Below are 15,791 nucleotides of genomic sequence, written 5' to 3' on the forward strand. Positions count from 1 at the left end.
GCACGGGTGGTCAGAAACCGGGTTTTTGCGAGAATACTTCGTTAAAACCCGTATCAACTGCCAAAAAACCTGTTTATTTGGTATTTATGCGTAATTCCTATAGAAGTAGAGTTTAACTCTTAGCAAAATCCCCCGATGTCTAATTTGGGGAGTGTCAAATATTAAAGTCGCTCAAAACGCGCCCCAATAAATTGAAGACTCGCCCCTAGAATTTGTCGCCTCTTTACTAATATTATATTCTTGATTTTCAGGCTCGGTAGCGGTGACAAGCGATGGTAAAGACCTAATTCGCAACTCGTTTAGCAAACTGTGAATATTACATGGCTCCGCATCGATAATGCTGGCGAGGGGTAGCAAATTTTTAACTGAATATTCCCCAAGTCGAGCGTTAATACTTTCTGCTAAATACGATAGCATAATATATCTGCTAGCACTACTGATAATCTGAAAAGTTTTATTGAATTCGTCAAAGTGTTGAGTACCCGGTATATCTGTGGCAATACAGGTTTCATCGCTCAAAAATAAATCTACATTAATTTGACTAGCCGCCGCAACTTGAGCTTTAGCCAACCAGATTAAATCTAAAATTGGTTCCGATTCGCACTCGTGAAAAATCAACCGCTTCAAACCCGATCGCAATTCTGCCGAATTTAAGGTATTTTGCCATTCTAGACACCAATCGCAGCTTTTGGTATTGCGGGCGATTTTTACTGTTTTCGGGCGTTCTATAGCATCTTTCAACAAAGAAAGACAGCCAACCGATTTAGCAAATTTGGCAGAAACTCTATCGTGCAGTATCCGGTTAGAGTCAATATAATCCTTGCGCCAATGCGCGTCGGGGATGAGAACTTTTTCCGCCAAACAAAGCGTGTTGTTAGCGGTAAGAATCGGTATATTGTTAACTGCGACTCCCTGTAATAACTGTTGAGATTCCAGGCGGTTGAGTACCTGAATCACGCAGTTTTTATCCGCTTCATTTAAAGCATTATTGCCGTACTCTGCTGCTAGTTCTGCTAGGAAGTCTAAGTAGTCTTGTACAGTGGGCGAGCTCCTTTGTCCTAATAACTGATAAACTTCGCAATGAGAATTAGAACTAGGTATGGTTGTGCGTCGATTTCCGAAAAAACCAACATCATCTAAAAAAGCGTGTTTGGGCTGCCAAAACTTACCCGTAGACTCATCCCACAGACATTGACGATGAGCAAAACGCTCTTGAATTTGCCGCTTTTGATCGGCCGAAATACCGCCTTTTACCAAAGTATCGTAAAAATACTTGTAAATCGCCTCTACTGATTGCAATTGTGTGTTTTGATTGTTGGAGAATTTAATTTGAACTGTCATTTTCCCAAAGTTTTATGATAACATCAAAGTAGTCGATAACGGTATTTGGTTCTACAGGCTCAAAACCCAGTGCCTTCTTGATTTCTACCTTCACTAAATCCCGCTGAGGACGTGCAAATATAAACTTTTGGCTGGCGACTAAAGGAGCATCTTGAATGAAACACAAGTCTTTAGCGCGGTACAATCTAGGTTCAGGTTGGGCAGCACCGAAATATTGGCTTAACTTCTGAGGATTTCCCTCGACAGGAAGCCAAGGTTTATCTACAAGTGCTTCTGGTAGCGTCTTGTTGCTGTTGGCAATTCTGGTATTTTTGAGCGCATCCCAGTTGTCAACGATGTAGTTGAAAATAGCAATGCAGCTATCGGTTACAGCCTCTGCACCCGATCGATTTGCCCTTTGAATGAGATTGTCAACGCAGGCTAAAATGTCATCAGCATTGGGATTTTGCCTCATTCCTAAATCTGAGAAAAATTTCAGCCAAATTTCAGTATTCTGCGAGTAAAATTCCATATCGGGAATCACTGCTACATTCCCGATAATGTTTCGGACTACCTCACTAAAAGGATTATAAATCAATTGGGCCGATCTCAATCTCCTGTCACTACAGCGCACCAGACGTGCCTTTTTAAGCTCTTCCTGGAATCCGAAAGCATTCTCTCCTGCATTTTCTAACTCTTTGCTAGCTTTAGTCAAATTATCCCTAATCCAAGTTAGTGCGATTAACTGTTCTTCTGGGGAAAACGAGGCATAATCTGGTAACAAACAGTCACGAATTAGTCGGGCGCGGTTGAGTATTGGCACTTGCAAAAGTTGGAATAGTGGCAGCCATTCTCGTTTTTGTCCTAAGCGTAAAAGGCGCAAACTACCTGCAATTTCTGGCGGTTCATATCCGTCGCCCGGAAGGTAGACATTTTCACTGTAGAGGTCAACTATTTCGCCGGAAGTTGTTGGATAAATTGGCAGTTGGCGCAGCTTATTTTTCCTGTTTTCATCGTAATTTATTTGCTCTCGACTTGCCAGGAAATTCAGCAGATATGTATAATGCTGTTCGTTGTAAGGTGGCAAACCTCGCTCGCACCGCGAATATACTATGTCTAGGATATCCGGGCCAGTGATACAATAGACTAACTGATTTTTGTGGCGATCGGCAAATTGTGCGATCGCGCCCTCAAGCTTTGCCGGTGCTTTGACAAGTGTTGCCCCAAAATATTCTACCGCCGCAATGGTTTCCGCCTCAATTCGATCCCCGCGCAACAAAGGAGTGTCAGCAATTTTCGCTTTGTAAAGCTTGCCATTACTTCCCGGAACCAGTGGCACTTTTGTTAAGGCATCGACTGTTTCTTGCGACAGATGTCTCGGATTTATATTGTAAAAATAATTATAAACTAGAGTCAACCATTCTGCATTAGGAGGATGCGTTGCATCGGGATTCCAATCAATTTCTGACGCAGTTGAATCCACCAACTTAACCAATTGCTTCGCTACTTCCGCAGCAGTCATGGTTGAGATACCATTTAGATTGTATGCAGGCAATAATTTAGTTAAATCTTGGTGGAGAAACCATTCTGGATAACAGGCAAATATTTCCCTCTGCGCCTCATCTGCAATGTAGATAGTGCCAATCGCATTATACCCAAATACCTGCAAAGTATTGTCAGCCAGAATAGCTAGTGGCAAACCGCGCAAATCTCGACAATTGTCGCTGAGAGAATATCGCAGCATATTCCCAATCCACACCCGATTTCGCAGGCTTGCTTTCGGTGCATCCGACAGCGCAATCCCTAGGGATTTATTTTCGATTAAATGCTTTCGCAAGTGGGCAGCAGTGAAGGTTGGTAAAGGCAAACCTGCATTTTTAAAAGCTGTTAAAATCGACTCTGGCAATGGCGGATTTGGAATATCAATATTATCGGCACACAGCGGTGCTAATAACTCGTCCCAACACTTTTTAGATGGTAAATTTTTGACTGTCGGAGGTGTCACCCATCTTGTCTGTGACATTACTGCTCCGGTAATTTTACCCTCATATACAATTTGTTTTACAGCAGATCGCACAACTGGTTTGTGGTACAATAACTGCATCACAAATCCATGCAATTCTTCCAGAGCTTTGCTGGCAGTAATTTTGCTAATCGGCCAAATTTGGTAAAATTTATCTGGTTCAAATACTCCGATATCTTGCACTAAATCGACAATTAAGTTAGCACAAGCAGGAGACAAAACATGGCGCGCTAGTAGCCCATTCCAAATAGCTCTCGGCTTGTCTTTTCCTGTTTGTCCGCTGTCGCTACTGAGGTTATCCCGCGAACTATTTAAGTTAAAAAAACCGTTGATGTGAACCTGCCAACCCGTTTCGATAGGAAGCGGCAAAAAACAGTAAACTTTGCCGGAAACAGGCGGCAGATTTCCCTCTGTACTGGCAGCATTAATTCTAGCAGCCGCACCCGCCCAAGGCACGACTTTTTCTTGGCTTTGGTGCATTGCTTCTATGACTTTTGCCAAATCGCTGCCTTCGTCTGTGCGAATTAAACTGACTATTCTCCAAGTTGACTTGATAGTACGATCGCAACTAACCGTTTCTATCTCGTGGCGGTAAGAAACTGAGACTAAACCGTCATGATTGCGGCGGCACAATTCCAGCAACTTGTCGGGATTATCGGGAATTGCATCAAGGATTGTTTGTCGCGCCGATCGGACTTTTTGCTGATTTTTGGTAACAATCGCTAGAATTTCTTGCCTAGTTCCTTGACTGTTTGCCGGAATTTCGTAGACTCTAATTTCCTGAACAGATTTCAAGAAGAGCAAAAGTTCTTCACCGGACTGTCTCAGTTCGTCGAGGAGTTCCTTGACGTTTGATTCAGTAAAAGCTTGTTTGCGAATCTCGCTATTTTTTGCGCTTTCCGTTGTTCGCAGAGGCAGCCGAAATAGAGTACCTTGAAAGTTTGTATCTCCAACTGGCAATCCTCCCGCTGCATAGACTTGCATAAAATTGGGATATTTTTGGTACCATTTAGCATCTGCCAAATTCCACTCGCGCCCCGGTTCTTGCCGAGAAGTGCCGGGAATAGCTGCACCGTGAGGGTCAAAAAAAATGATGCGATCGCGCGACACGAAACTGGGAAAATCTGTAACGTGATAAATTGCATTAAACCCGACACCAAACCTACCCCTTTTCTGCAAGTCTCGCGCTTTTTCGCTTTGTCCCAAGCTGCGAATGCTGTCAAAATCTTTGTCTGCAAACACGCTATCGTTGTAGACTAACATCGCCGGCCCCATTAGTAGTACCATGCGATCGTCCGGCAATGATTTGACCTGATGGTTCCGCCAATCAAGGGTTATTTCTACCCGCGCTGCTTTCGCATCGTCAGCATTTTGAATTAATTCTTTGAGAATCCCCACACCTTCGGGATAATCTCTGATAATTCCCCTCAATCGGGCGATTAAAGGTTCTGATTGATAGAAAGATTTTCCCTCAACTTCGCTGTTGCTGTAAGCCATAGATGTTCAGACTGCAGGAATTTTCAGGCGAGCGGGGGTGTTCGCTCTCTACCAATACTATAACTGATAAATTAATTCATTCTTTGACAACATCCATCAACTCTTCAATCAGAACATCGAGCGTGCGAGCTATTTTTTGAATTGATGTGATATCAACCGTTGCTAGTCCTTCCGATCGAGCATAGTGCCTGACTGTGCTGTACGGAACCTCGGATCGATCGGCAACATCCTTTAGCGTCCATCCTTTTTCCTCAGCAAACTCTCGGATTCGGAACCTAACTAACCCCATTCTACTTGACAAACGATAAGTATCTATGTTTTTAATTCAAACACAATAGTCGATCGACAGTTAAACAGTATTTTGTATGGTGCGGATCTGTCAGAAGTTCGATCGCACTTGAGGATATCTGATGACTCTGCACCCTACCGTACTCGATCGACTTTCTAGAAAAACCACTCAATATAAAACAACTGCCGACAGCAAAAACTGTCAACAGTTGTTTTATATATTCAATGCGGATGGCGAGACTCGAACTCGCAAGGACATAATGCCACACGCACCTCAAGCGTGCGCGTATACCAATTCCGCCACATCCGCTCTTTCTAGCACTCTCCGGGATTTTTGCGTTACGAGTTAAAGATTCACAGGTTGAGGTTCCTGACATTTAACTTGTGACTTGCCCTTTTAGACCGCCGATTTACAATCATAGCACCACTACCAGCAAAATGTAAAATAAATTTTTGTGAACAATTTCTGGAAAACGATTATCCAGAACATACCGAAAGGCATTATTGTACAGAATATTGAGTGAATTAAGCAGCGAAGATGGGGTTCTCGAAAATTTTAATCGCTAATCGGGGAGAAATAGCTCTCCGCATATTGCGGACCTGCGAGGAAATGGGGATTGCCACGGTCGCCGTACACTCCACCGTAGACACACACGCCTTGCACGTCCAGTTGGCAGACGAAGCCGTTTGCATCGGCCCCCCCACCAGCAGCAAAAGCTATTTAAACATCCCCAATATCATCGCGGCTGCCCTGACACGCAACGCCGCAGCCATTCACCCCGGTTACGGCTTCCTCGCCGAAAACGCCCGATTTGCCGAAATCTGCGCCGACCATCAAATTACCTTCATCGGGCCGTCTCCGGCAGCAATGCGGGCGATGGGCGACAAATCCACCGCCAAAGAAACCATGCAGCGGGTGAAAGTCCCCACAGTACCCGGTAGCGAGGGATTGCTGGCCGACGATCGCGAAGCTTTGTCGATCGCCCGCGACATCGGCTATCCTGTGATGATCAAAGCCACCGCCGGCGGTGGAGGCCGCGGCATGAGGCTAGTCAGAGAAGCTTCGGAACTCCCCAAACTATTCTCAGCAGCCCAAGGCGAAGCCGATGCAGCCTTCGGCAACCCCGGACTTTACCTCGAAAAATTCATCGAAAAACCCCGGCACATCGAAATCCAAATCCTCGCCGACAACTACGGTAACGTCATCCACCTCGGCGAGAGAGATTGTTCGATTCAGCGGCGGCACCAAAAACTCCTCGAAGAAGCCCCCAGCCCCGCCCTCAGCCAGAAACTGCGAGATCAAATGGGTCACGCCGCCATTGCCGCCGCCAAATCCATCAACTACACGGGTGCCGGGACTGTCGAATTTTTGCTTGACAAATCGGGCAAGTTCTACTTTATGGAAATGAACACTCGCATCCAAGTAGAACATCCCGTCACCGAGATGATTACAGGCCTCGACTTGATAGCCGAACAAATTCGCATCGCCCAAGGCGAAAAACTGCAAATCAAGCAAAACCAAGTAGTTCTCAACGGCCACGCGATCGAGTGCCGCATCAACGCCGAAGATCCCGATCGCAACTTCCGCCCTCACCCCGGCATAATCAGCGGTTATTTGCCTCCCGGTGGCCCCGGCGTGCGGATGGACTCTCACGTCTACACCGATTACGAAATACCCGCTTACTACGATTCTTTAATCGGTAAAGTAATTGTATGGGGGCGCGATCGACCGACAGCCATCCGCAGGATGAAACGGGCATTGCGGGAATGCGCCATCACCGGCGTTCCTACCACCCTCAGCTTCCACCAAAAAATCCTCGATTCCCCCGAGTTTCTCAGCGGTGAAGTTTACACGAATTTCGTCGAACAGTTCTTGAACCAAAATAGTCATTAGTCAGTTGGTAGTTGGCAGTTGGCAGTCAACAGCCAACTGCCAACAGTCAACAGTCAACTGTCAACCGCCAACTTCTACATCATCATCGTCAGCAGCCCTTGCTGACCGAGAATCATTTCCCGCAGCAAGCTACAGATACCCACCCAAATAATCGGCGTAATGTCCACCCCGCCGATCGGCGGTACGATCTTTCTAGTTACGGCCAAAAAAGGTTCCGTCGGCCAAGCAATCAGACTCAACGGCAACTTGCTCAGGTTCACCTCGGGATACCAAGTCAGAACGATCCGAAAAATAAACAGCAAAGTCATCACGACTAGGACAGAGCCCAGAATCCAACTTGCAACGGTAATACCAGTCATGGGTCTTATCTCGAAATCTTAAGTTTTGTTAAGTCTGCCATTCATAATTTTAACCGTTTGACAGGTGCGATCGAAAGTATAAAATTAATAAAAATCAAATTGTTGTAACAAAGGCTTTGAATCTATGACTCCTTCTCTCGCGAACTTTTTGTACAGCCTGCTGGTGGGCGTGGTGGTTGTAGTGCTTCCGGCAACGATCGCCCTGATCTTCATCAGCCAAAAAGACAAAATCAAGCGCACCTAAAAAGTCAGCGGGTTTCTAAGTCCGGCGCTGCAAGTCAATTTTCGGCTACACGTCGGGCATTTCCCCAATCCGAGAAACCTCAGATGAGAGCAACTCAGAAGGCAAAACCTTCAGTTGACTGCCAAGCTGAGGTTTTTTCCCGTTAAACTCATTATTATACTCACTTCCCAAGCTGAAACCCTGACCGGACGCTGCCCCAGAAAGCACAGTCGGGCTGACAGACTTAATGATAGATGTAAAATCTAACTCGCTAACATAGGAAAGACATAGGAGATAGGCTAATGGTCAATTTAGGATTGAACTGGAGCAGCCTGTTAGGGATTATCCTAGCAGTAGCAGGGGCAGGACTGTATTTTCTGCGATCGTGGCGTCCCAAACTAGCCCGAGACCACGATATTTTTTTTGCAGCAGTCGGCTTGCTGTGCGGCGGTATTCTGTTATTTCAAGGATGGCGGCTTGACCCGATTCTGGCATTCGGTCAATTTCTGCTCAGCGGTACCGCGATATTTTTTGCAACAGAAAGCATTAAGCTGCGAGGAGCGACCACAGCCCAAGCCAAAACTCGCGCCCAATACGTAGATGAAGAGCGACCGGTCAGCAACGCTTACGGTTACGACGGCTACGATGCCGACATGGAACAGCTAGAACCAGAGGAAGACTATCCGCCCCGTCCCCGGATCAGAGGCAGCCAAGACTACCGTTCCTCTCGGGAAGCCTACGACGACGAACCCCGCCGCCGCCCCTCGAATCGCAACGGCAGCGTTAACACCTCCAGGCCCGACTCGCCCGATCGATCATCGCGCAAACGTCCCTCTCGCCCAGAAGCCCCGCCTGCCCAAGAGCCTGACAACTGGGACGTTTCAGACAACCCCGAAGAAAGACCGACCCGCAGCCGCAGCAGTCGCCCCTCTGCTTCGGAAAACCGCAGTTCCGATACGCCGCCGAGAACCAAAAAACCCCGTCCTACGGAATCATCCAGGTCTCGCCCCAGCAACCGCGACGTGGAAGCACCGCCGTCAGATTACGTGGAGTATCGACCTGTAGAATACCCGGAAGACCAACCGGATAATTCCCCCAGTTTCGACAAATAGGCAAACACTAAGTAGATGGGTGAAACTAAACATTTCTTGTGTCCGTCGGCAAAAAAATAAGTTGCGTTTATTGATGCCCATCTACTTATTCTTAGATATTAAACTGATTAAAAAGACTGTAAATTGCGAGTGTGAAACCGCAGACAAACGCAGATATACACAAATAAAAGCTAATTTTTTGTAAAAAAACGATTTTAATATACCGAACCACTGGAACTAATCGACACCATAATAATCTAAAAATAAAATCCCAAATATCAAATCTGCAAGATGCCATTACTCGAAATAGGAGATCCGGCTCCCTGGTTTTCCGTTCCTTCTACAAATAACCCCTTATTTCATTTCCCGACTGTTGGCGGCCGGCGAGTCGTGCTGTTTTTCTTTGCCAGCGCAGCTTTTGAACAAATCCAAGTTATCCTCAAAAGCTTTCAAGAGCTTTCAGAAGAATTCCAAAGCTTACAAGTACCGAGGTTCGGAGTGAGCGTTGACCCAGCAGACAAAGAACAAAACAAACCGACAACAATTGCTCCGTCATTCATCTTTTTCTGGGACTTGGATAAAAAAGTCAGCCAGCAGTACGGTGTTTTCCGAGATGTCGAAGAAAATGGAGTTGCCGGAGTTCACTATGCACCCCAAACTTTTGTTCTCAACGAAAACCTTCAGGTAATTAATATTTTGCCGATGGCCGAACCGCACCAACACGCCCAGCAAGTATTAGATTTTCTCAAAACTTTGCCCCCAATTGAGGAAGCCAGAGCAGCCACTCGCCACGCCCCCGTGTTGGTAATTCCTAACGTTTTGGACAAAGCATCTTGCCGCAGTTTAATCGATATGTACAAAACTCACGGTGGCAGTCCTTCCGGCTTTATGAGGCAAATAGGCGGGAAAACAGTTGGCCTGCACGACGACACTTTCAAGAAGCGCCGAGATTTCTTTATTGAAGACCCGAAGTTACAGCAGCGATTGAGTGCGATTATTTTGCGCCGGGTGCGGCCGGAAGTAGAAAAAGCTTTTCAGTTTACAATTACCAGGTTTGAACGGTATTTGATAGGTTGTTACGATGCCCAGAGTGGCGGTTATTTTATGCCGCACCGCGACAACACTAGCAAAGCGACGCTGCACCGCAGGTTTGCAATGACACTAAACTTGAATGTGGGAGAGTACACGGGGGGATTTTTACGGTTTCCAGAGTACGCGCCACACGGTTATAAAGGGGATTCTGGCACGGCGATTATTTTTTCGTGTTCTTTGCTACATGAAGCGACGCCGGTGATTAGCGGCCAGCGTTTTGCTTTGCTGTCTTTTTTCTACGGCAATGAGGATGCTGCGGTACGACAAGCTAATTTTAAGTATTTAGCTGCTGATTCAGATTCCCGAATTGGAGAACCGGCGTGAGGAATGTCACTACCGTGGTGCAAGTCCTAAAATAATTACACAAGGTAGTTAGCGGTTAACCACAAAACCTAATTCCTAGCTACCGATCGCTAAATACTAATCGATCGCCATGAATTTCAAACTTCTAAGTTTAGCAGTATCGGGAATTTTAACGGTTGGGGTTGCAGCCAGCCCCGCTGCGGTTGTTACGACATCCCCTGTGCGGCAATCAAAAGATTTAACGGAATTTAACTCGGTGCATTCCCAGGGTGCGATCGCCCAAAGTGTCGAAGAACAAACAAATATTCGAGTCTACGAAAAGGCCAGTCCGGCGGTTGTTACCGTCGATACAGATAAATCTAACGGCAGTGGCACAATTATCAGCCCCGACGGCATGGTGTTAACCAACGCCCACGTTGTTTCGGCAGGCGGTACCGTCAATATCATTTTGGCAGACGGCAGAAAACTTGTCGCCGATGTCATCGGATTCGGCGAAGACGGTCTAGACTTAGCCGTGGTTAAGATTCGCAATCAAAACAATTTGCCCACAATTCCTTTAGCCCGTCCAGGTTCGGTGAAAGTCGGGCAACAAGCATTTGCGATCGGCAATCCCTTCGGTCAATTTCAAGGTACTTTGACAGTCGGAATCGTCAGCCGCATCGACCAGCAGCGGGGCTTAATTCAAACTGACGCCGCCATCAATCCCGGCAATTCAGGAGGCCCACTGCTCAACAGTTCAGGAGAATTAATCGGCGTCAATACTTCTATTTTTACTCGCGGTCGGGGCGGTGGCAGTATCGGTATCGGTTTTGCAATTTCCGCAGACAAAGTACCGGCTTTCCTGACAGCGGTGCGAGAAGGGCGAGCTCCCCGCGTGGCTCAAGCCCGATCGCCCTTTGGTGGCAACAAATCACCTCAAAAAGTTGCGTTAAACGGGCCCCCCGTCAGCGGTCTCCTCACCGACAAGTCTAGCGTTCTGCCCACCGACAACAGCTTTTTTGACCTCTACTCATTTGAGGGAAAAGCGGGCCAGCAAATCACAATAGAAATGAAAAGTCAAGAGATTGACCCTTATTTAATTTTGCTCGGGCCCAACCAGCGCGAAATCGCGCAAGACGATGACGGGGCGGGGAATAAAAACGCCAGAATTACAGTCAGGCTGCCAGCAGACGGGACTTACACGTTAGTGGCAAATTCCTACCAAGCTAAGCAGTCAGGGGCTTATACGTTAGAACTGAAAGCGAGTGCTCCTACGGCGCCTTCTCGGGCGATTTTGCAAGAAGAAGGCGCTTTAGTCGCAGGCGGCCCAGTATTGCCGTCTGACAACAGTCTGTATCGCGAGTATACTTTTGAAGGTCGATCTGGTCAGTCTGTAGCCATTTCCCTAGAAAGTACAGATTTCGATCCCTATGTGGCTATCTTTGGCCCTAACGGCCGATTAGTGGCAGAAAATGACGATGGAAGCGATTCGACTAAAAATTCGTTTCTGACCGTTACTTTGCCCGCTACGGGTCGCTATCGCGTAATTGTCAATGCTTACGATGCTTCCGGCAGGGGTCGTTACACTCTAACTGTCCGGTGAAAATGGCTAAAAAGGTAATTGGTAATCGGGAATTGGTAATTGGTCGAATTATTCTGCTTCCTGCTTCCGTGCATCCATTAAATCCTTTACACTCATCCGTTGCCGAACTTCCTTCTTCCATCCGTTAAATCTTGTACAGTGCTCGTTGCCGAACTTCCTGCTTCCATCCGTTAAATCCTTTACACTCATCCGTTGCCGAACTTCCTGCTTCCATCCGTTAAATCCGTTACAGAATCCGTTGCCGAACTTCCTTCTTCGTTGCAAACCGAGGTAATTCATGCGTCAAGTTAGATTTTGGGCGATCGCGCCAATTGCTCTACTAGCTACTTTTTCGGGTAAGCCGACTCTCTCCCTGCCAGTTTCAAATTCAGGTGGAGTTGCTAACAGTATTTCCACCCTCATTTCAGGAGAAATTCCTCAAAATTTACCTAACGCGAAGCCTGCTGGCAAGGCGGTTTTAGCGCAAGCAAGCCCCAGCCCGTCGCCATCACCAGAGAGTTCGCCAACTCAGAGCCCAACTGTAGAACCTCGGCCGAGTCCTGATGCGGGTTCATCTAAAGTCATTTTAGAGCAAAACGGAGAACTTACCCCTGCTAAGTCTTCTGTATATCCTGCAGACAGCAGTTTGTACGACGAGTATACCTTTGAAGGCACTCAGGGTCAGAAAGTGGTTGTTACGGTAGAAAGTACCGAGTTTGATACTTATCTTGCTATTTTCAACTCCCAGGGCGAGCTACTTGCAGAAAATGATGATGTCACGCAGCAAAATTCCAATTCTGAGCTTACTCTTACTTTGTCTGCAAACGGCCGCTATCGCGTCATTGTCAATGCTTACGATCCGCCTCCAAAAGGTAGAGGCAAGTACAGTTTGACCGTCCGCGAAACAACTGGAAATTAGTTTGAACGAAACTTCGGAGTCAGGGCAGGGCATTGCCGTGTCCCTATAATTCAAGGACGATCGCACTTACTTGTAGTGCGATCGACTTTGGTACATTCATGTGTTATCTGAAACTATAAAAGTCATAATTTTGCCTTTTTAATTTGATAAACTGTATTTTAAATAACTCTTAAAAGTAGAAGGGAAGCTGAAAGAGCGATAAATTTTCAACTTCCATTCTTGATTGATTTAACGCAGCCCCAGCCAGGTAAAAAAATCCTGGCGGGTGAAAAATTCTAGCAGCAAAAGTCCCACGAATCCCACCATCGCAAATCGGCCGTTGATTTGTTCTGCATAGGCATTCCACCCAAACGCTGGTTCTGGTTTTGGGGTATTTGGGGTTGTCGGTTTTGGGGAGGGAGGAGTTTTGGCAGTCATTTAAAAGTTTTAAGTTTCGAGTTTTGAGTGATGACTTTTCGGAAGCTTTGCGATCGCACAACTTGTAATTTACCAGGAAAATGACAGCCGATCGCTAATCTGCTGACTTTTCTAAATTTTGAACCGATTCGATCAGATTTCGCACGGTTTCGGTACCTTCTGAAGGCTCAAAAAACAGCGGGAACTTGCCGCGAGCGATCATTCTCAAACCCAACGGGCCCAGACTCAGCAAACCTTTAACGTCGCGGAAGTAGTTTCCTACTACTTCGATGCCAAATTTGCGCTCGTCTATCCAACCACCTTCTTTGACGAGATCGATTAAAACTTTGCGGTGGCGGATCGATCGACTGGCTTGGTCGTCTTTGCGATCGAGAATCTCTTGTTTAATCTTACCAATTTGATCCATCGGCGCCACTTCCATCGGGCAAACCGAGTTGCAGTAGTAACAGCGGGTGCATCCCCAGACGCCTGCGGTGCCTTCGTTGTATTTTTCGAGCCGATTTTCGGTTTCGCTGTCGCGGGAGTCGGCGATCGTGCGGTAAGCTTTGGCGAGGGCGTGGGGGCCGACAAATTCCGGGTTGACTTCGCGGGCGTTGCACTCAGAATAGCACGCGCCGCAGAGGATGCAGTTGCCGGTTTGGTCGAGTTTCGATCGCTCTTCTGGAGTTTGCAGAAATTCGCGTTCTGGAATTGCTCGCGAGGCGGTGCTGATATATGGTTCAACTGCTTCTAGGTTGTCCCAAAAACTGGTCATGTCAACAACCAAATCTTTAATAACCGGCATATTTCCCATTGGGGCGACGGTGATTTCTGGGATGAAATCGGTAGGTATTTCTGCTGAGCTGGAATCGGCTATTTTTTGCAGTCTTGCCAGTTCGCTGGCTACATTTTCTTTGCAAGCTAATGCTGAGCGACCGTTAATTCGCATAGAACAACTGCCGCAAATTGTATTGCGGCAATTTTTGCGAAAAGCTAAAGTGCCGTCGTGTTCCCACTTAATACTGTTGAGGCAGTCGAGGATGGTATTGCTCTCTTCCACATCTAGGGTGTAAGTGTGAACCCGAGGAGCCTCGTTTTGATTTTGGCGCACTACATTAAAGCGGACTTTCATATTTTGAGTAAGGAATTTCTTGTCTATTTTAAGCTAATTTTTTGGTCTCTCTAGAAACCTCTTATTTTTTTAACAACTACCTAAAGTAAGAGATTTTAAAAATTTTATTATTGTTTGATAAACATCAATAATTCTCAAGTTATAAATCCTAAATTGCAACTGTTTTAAGCGGATTTGTGAGCTATTAATTGGAGATAAAAGTAATTAATGGCTGCAATTCGCTAGTCGGAGGTGCGTGATGTCCAGCTTGTTTGTATTAACTTTTATGTTTTCCACACCGGCTTTTTGTCTGGGTCTGTTAAATCCTCAATGGGTGGGACTGGGAACTCGCAAGCGATCGGCTGCCTTGTACGGCGGGTTGATGGCAGTTTCCTTCGTTTTGCTTGGGGTTACAGCACCTAAGACGCCACAACCAGTTTCATCCGGGCTGCTGGCCTCAACTGAATGGCCAGAATTTAGGGTAAGCGCACCTTTGCGCTGAACGTAGCTGGGTATGCCTTTCACTTTTTTGGCAGCATTACAAGAAATTTTACCAGGACTTACGCCCGGTTGGGGCGAGAAACGTAGTTTTTTAAGAAAAATACTGGGTTCTACTCATTTACTGCAATTAAAAACCCCGGTTTATAGGCGTCGGAGTGCGATCGCGAATTGTAGGAAAAAATCGTGGGTTTAGTAAGGAGAAATACACTCAGAAACCCGGTTGCACCAGGGTCGGGTGTCCAGCGTTCTATTTACTTTGTAAATCATAGGGATTTGTGAGTTGGTCTGTCGATAAATAAGGAAGTTAACTTCTCAGGACTTACGCACATTTTTGTTCCATTGCTACTCGCACGCCTTTGTTTGCGAGGAAGTTAACTTTCCCTTACGTCCTATCGGCACACACATTGGCGTACCCAAAATTGGGTCAGGAATAATACGACACTCTAACTCAAAAACTGAGAGAATCATCTCCTCAGTCATTACCATTTTCGGTTCCCCAGCCGCAAAAATCTGACCATCTTTGACAGCAACTAAATAATCAGCATAACGACACGCCTGATTCAAGTCATGCAATACCATCACAATTGTCCTTCTCTGACTTTGGTTCAACTCATACAACAAATCTAAAACTTCTATCTGGTGCGCCAAATCCAAAAAAGTAGTCGGCTCATCCAAAAGTAAAATATCTGTATCCTGTGCTAGTGCCATTGCAATCCAAGCTCGCTGTCGTTGTCCACCAGACAAAGTATCTAATGCTCTATCTGCCAACTGCAGTAAATCTGTAATTAAGAGTGCCTGTTGCACAATTGTTTCATCTTTGGCTGACCACTGCTGCAACCAATTTTGATAAGGGTAACGTCCTTGTGCTACCAAATCTCTGACTGTTAACCCTTCCGGTGCTACTGGCCCTTGAGGCAAAATACCCAACTGCTGCGCTACTTCCTTGGTGGAAAGCTTAAAAATTGAGGTGCTGTCAAGATATACAGTACCGTGATATGGTTTGAGAAGTCTTGCCAGACCTCTTAACAAAGTTGATTTACCGCAACCATTAGCACCAACTAAAGCACTAATTTGTCCGGTAGGAATGGCCAAATTTAAATCTCGGATAATTGGCACACCATCATAAGCTAAAGATAAACCTCTGGTTGATAGTCCTTTCATAAGTAATACCATTTTAGATTTTGGATTTGAGAGTTTGGATTTAGGCAAACCA

General features: G+C 46.2%; 15 protein-coding genes and 1 tRNA gene. 6 read left to right on the forward strand and 10 right to left on the reverse strand.

The window, feature by feature from the left end:
- Positions 1-171 precede the first annotated feature (171 nt).
- From NDI35_RS11875 to NDI35_RS11890, 4 genes are all read right to left on the reverse strand, one after another.
- The gene (locus tag NDI35_RS11875; protein ID WP_445312914.1) at positions 172-1,341 is read right to left on the reverse strand and encodes a hypothetical protein; all 1,170 of its coding nucleotides are present in this window, start codon (positions 1,339-1,341) and stop codon (positions 172-174) included.
- Complete coding sequence (locus tag NDI35_RS11880) at positions 1,325-4,840, reverse strand: sacsin N-terminal ATP-binding-like domain-containing protein (RefSeq protein ID WP_445312915.1); 3,516 nt, start codon at positions 4,838-4,840, stop codon at positions 1,325-1,327. Before NDI35_RS11880 ends, NDI35_RS11875 begins: the two co-directional genes overlap by 17 nt.
- A 76-nt stretch (positions 4,841-4,916) precedes the next feature.
- Complete coding sequence (locus NDI35_RS11885) at positions 4,917-5,129, reverse strand: helix-turn-helix domain-containing protein (RefSeq protein WP_445312916.1); 213 nt, start codon at positions 5,127-5,129, stop codon at positions 4,917-4,919.
- A gap of 225 nt (positions 5,130-5,354) precedes the next feature.
- A tRNA-Leu gene (locus tag NDI35_RS11890) sits at positions 5,355-5,438 on the reverse strand.
- Positions 5,439-5,666: 228 nt separating this feature from the next.
- Here NDI35_RS11890 and accC point away from each other — a divergent pair.
- The gene (accC, locus tag NDI35_RS11895) at positions 5,667-7,022 is read left to right on the forward strand and encodes an acetyl-CoA carboxylase biotin carboxylase subunit (protein WP_445312917.1); all 1,356 of its coding nucleotides are present in this window, start codon (positions 5,667-5,669) and stop codon (positions 7,020-7,022) included.
- A gap of 74 nt (positions 7,023-7,096) precedes the next feature.
- Here the strand turns inward: accC and NDI35_RS11900 are convergent, their stop codons facing one another.
- On the reverse strand, positions 7,097-7,381 hold the full coding sequence (locus NDI35_RS11900; RefSeq protein WP_006634856.1) for a YggT family protein: 285 nt from the start codon (positions 7,379-7,381) through the stop codon (positions 7,097-7,099).
- A 124-nt stretch (positions 7,382-7,505) separates the two neighbouring features.
- On the opposite strand from NDI35_RS11900, the gene psbX reads away from it, so the two are divergent.
- The 4 genes from psbX to NDI35_RS11920 all read left to right on the forward strand — a co-directional run bounded on the left by psbX (position 7,506) and on the right by NDI35_RS11920 (position 11,672).
- Complete coding sequence (gene psbX / locus NDI35_RS11905; protein ID WP_333051895.1) at positions 7,506-7,625, forward strand: photosystem II reaction center protein PsbX; 120 nt, start codon at positions 7,506-7,508, stop codon at positions 7,623-7,625.
- A 281-nt stretch (positions 7,626-7,906) separates the two neighbouring features.
- Positions 7,907-8,716, forward strand: a complete 810-nt coding sequence (locus NDI35_RS11910; RefSeq protein WP_445312918.1) for a Ycf66 family protein — start codon at positions 7,907-7,909, stop codon at positions 8,714-8,716.
- A 270-nt stretch (positions 8,717-8,986) separates the two neighbouring features.
- A complete protein-coding gene (locus NDI35_RS11915) occupies positions 8,987-10,111 on the forward strand; it encodes a redoxin domain-containing protein (RefSeq protein ID WP_445312919.1) in 1,125 nt (374 codons plus the stop codon).
- 109 nt (positions 10,112-10,220) lie between these two features.
- Complete coding sequence (locus tag NDI35_RS11920) at positions 10,221-11,672, forward strand: trypsin-like peptidase domain-containing protein (RefSeq protein WP_445312920.1); 1,452 nt, start codon at positions 10,221-10,223, stop codon at positions 11,670-11,672.
- 48 nt (positions 11,673-11,720) lie between these two features.
- On the opposite strand, the gene NDI35_RS11925 is transcribed toward NDI35_RS11920, so the two are convergent.
- Entirely contained in the window at positions 11,721-11,951 is a 231-nt protein-coding gene (locus NDI35_RS11925; RefSeq protein ID WP_445312921.1) for a hypothetical protein, read from the reverse strand.
- Here NDI35_RS11925 and NDI35_RS11930 point away from each other — a divergent pair.
- Entirely contained in the window at positions 11,950-12,570 is a 621-nt protein-coding gene (locus NDI35_RS11930) for a pre-peptidase C-terminal domain-containing protein (protein ID WP_445312922.1), read from the forward strand. The two genes, NDI35_RS11925 and NDI35_RS11930, sit on opposite strands and share 2 nt — an antisense overlap.
- 228 nt (positions 12,571-12,798) lie before the next feature.
- Here the strand turns inward: NDI35_RS11930 and NDI35_RS11935 are convergent, their stop codons facing one another.
- The 4 genes from NDI35_RS11935 to NDI35_RS11950 all read right to left on the reverse strand — a co-directional run bounded on the left by NDI35_RS11935 (position 12,799) and on the right by NDI35_RS11950 (position 15,739).
- Complete coding sequence (locus NDI35_RS11935) at positions 12,799-12,987, reverse strand: CAB/ELIP/HLIP family chlorophyll-binding protein (protein WP_333051883.1); 189 nt, start codon at positions 12,985-12,987, stop codon at positions 12,799-12,801.
- Between the two features lie 94 nt (positions 12,988-13,081).
- Entirely contained in the window at positions 13,082-14,098 is a 1,017-nt protein-coding gene (locus tag NDI35_RS11940) for a succinate dehydrogenase/fumarate reductase iron-sulfur subunit (protein WP_445312923.1), read from the reverse strand.
- Between the two features lie 306 nt (positions 14,099-14,404).
- Positions 14,405-14,602 (reverse strand): hypothetical protein, encoded by a 198-nt coding sequence (locus tag NDI35_RS11945; protein WP_445312924.1) that lies wholly within the window; start codon positions 14,600-14,602, stop codon positions 14,405-14,407.
- A gap of 318 nt (positions 14,603-14,920) precedes the next feature.
- Complete coding sequence (locus NDI35_RS11950; protein ID WP_445312925.1) at positions 14,921-15,739, reverse strand: ABC transporter ATP-binding protein; 819 nt, start codon at positions 15,737-15,739, stop codon at positions 14,921-14,923.
- Positions 15,740-15,791: the final 52 nt, after the last annotated feature.

The sequence above is a fragment of the Microcoleus vaginatus FACHB-2002 genome (assembly GCF_040004035.1).
Classification (GTDB): Bacteria; Cyanobacteriota; Cyanobacteriia; order Cyanobacteriales; family Microcoleaceae; genus Microcoleus; species Microcoleus vaginatus_C.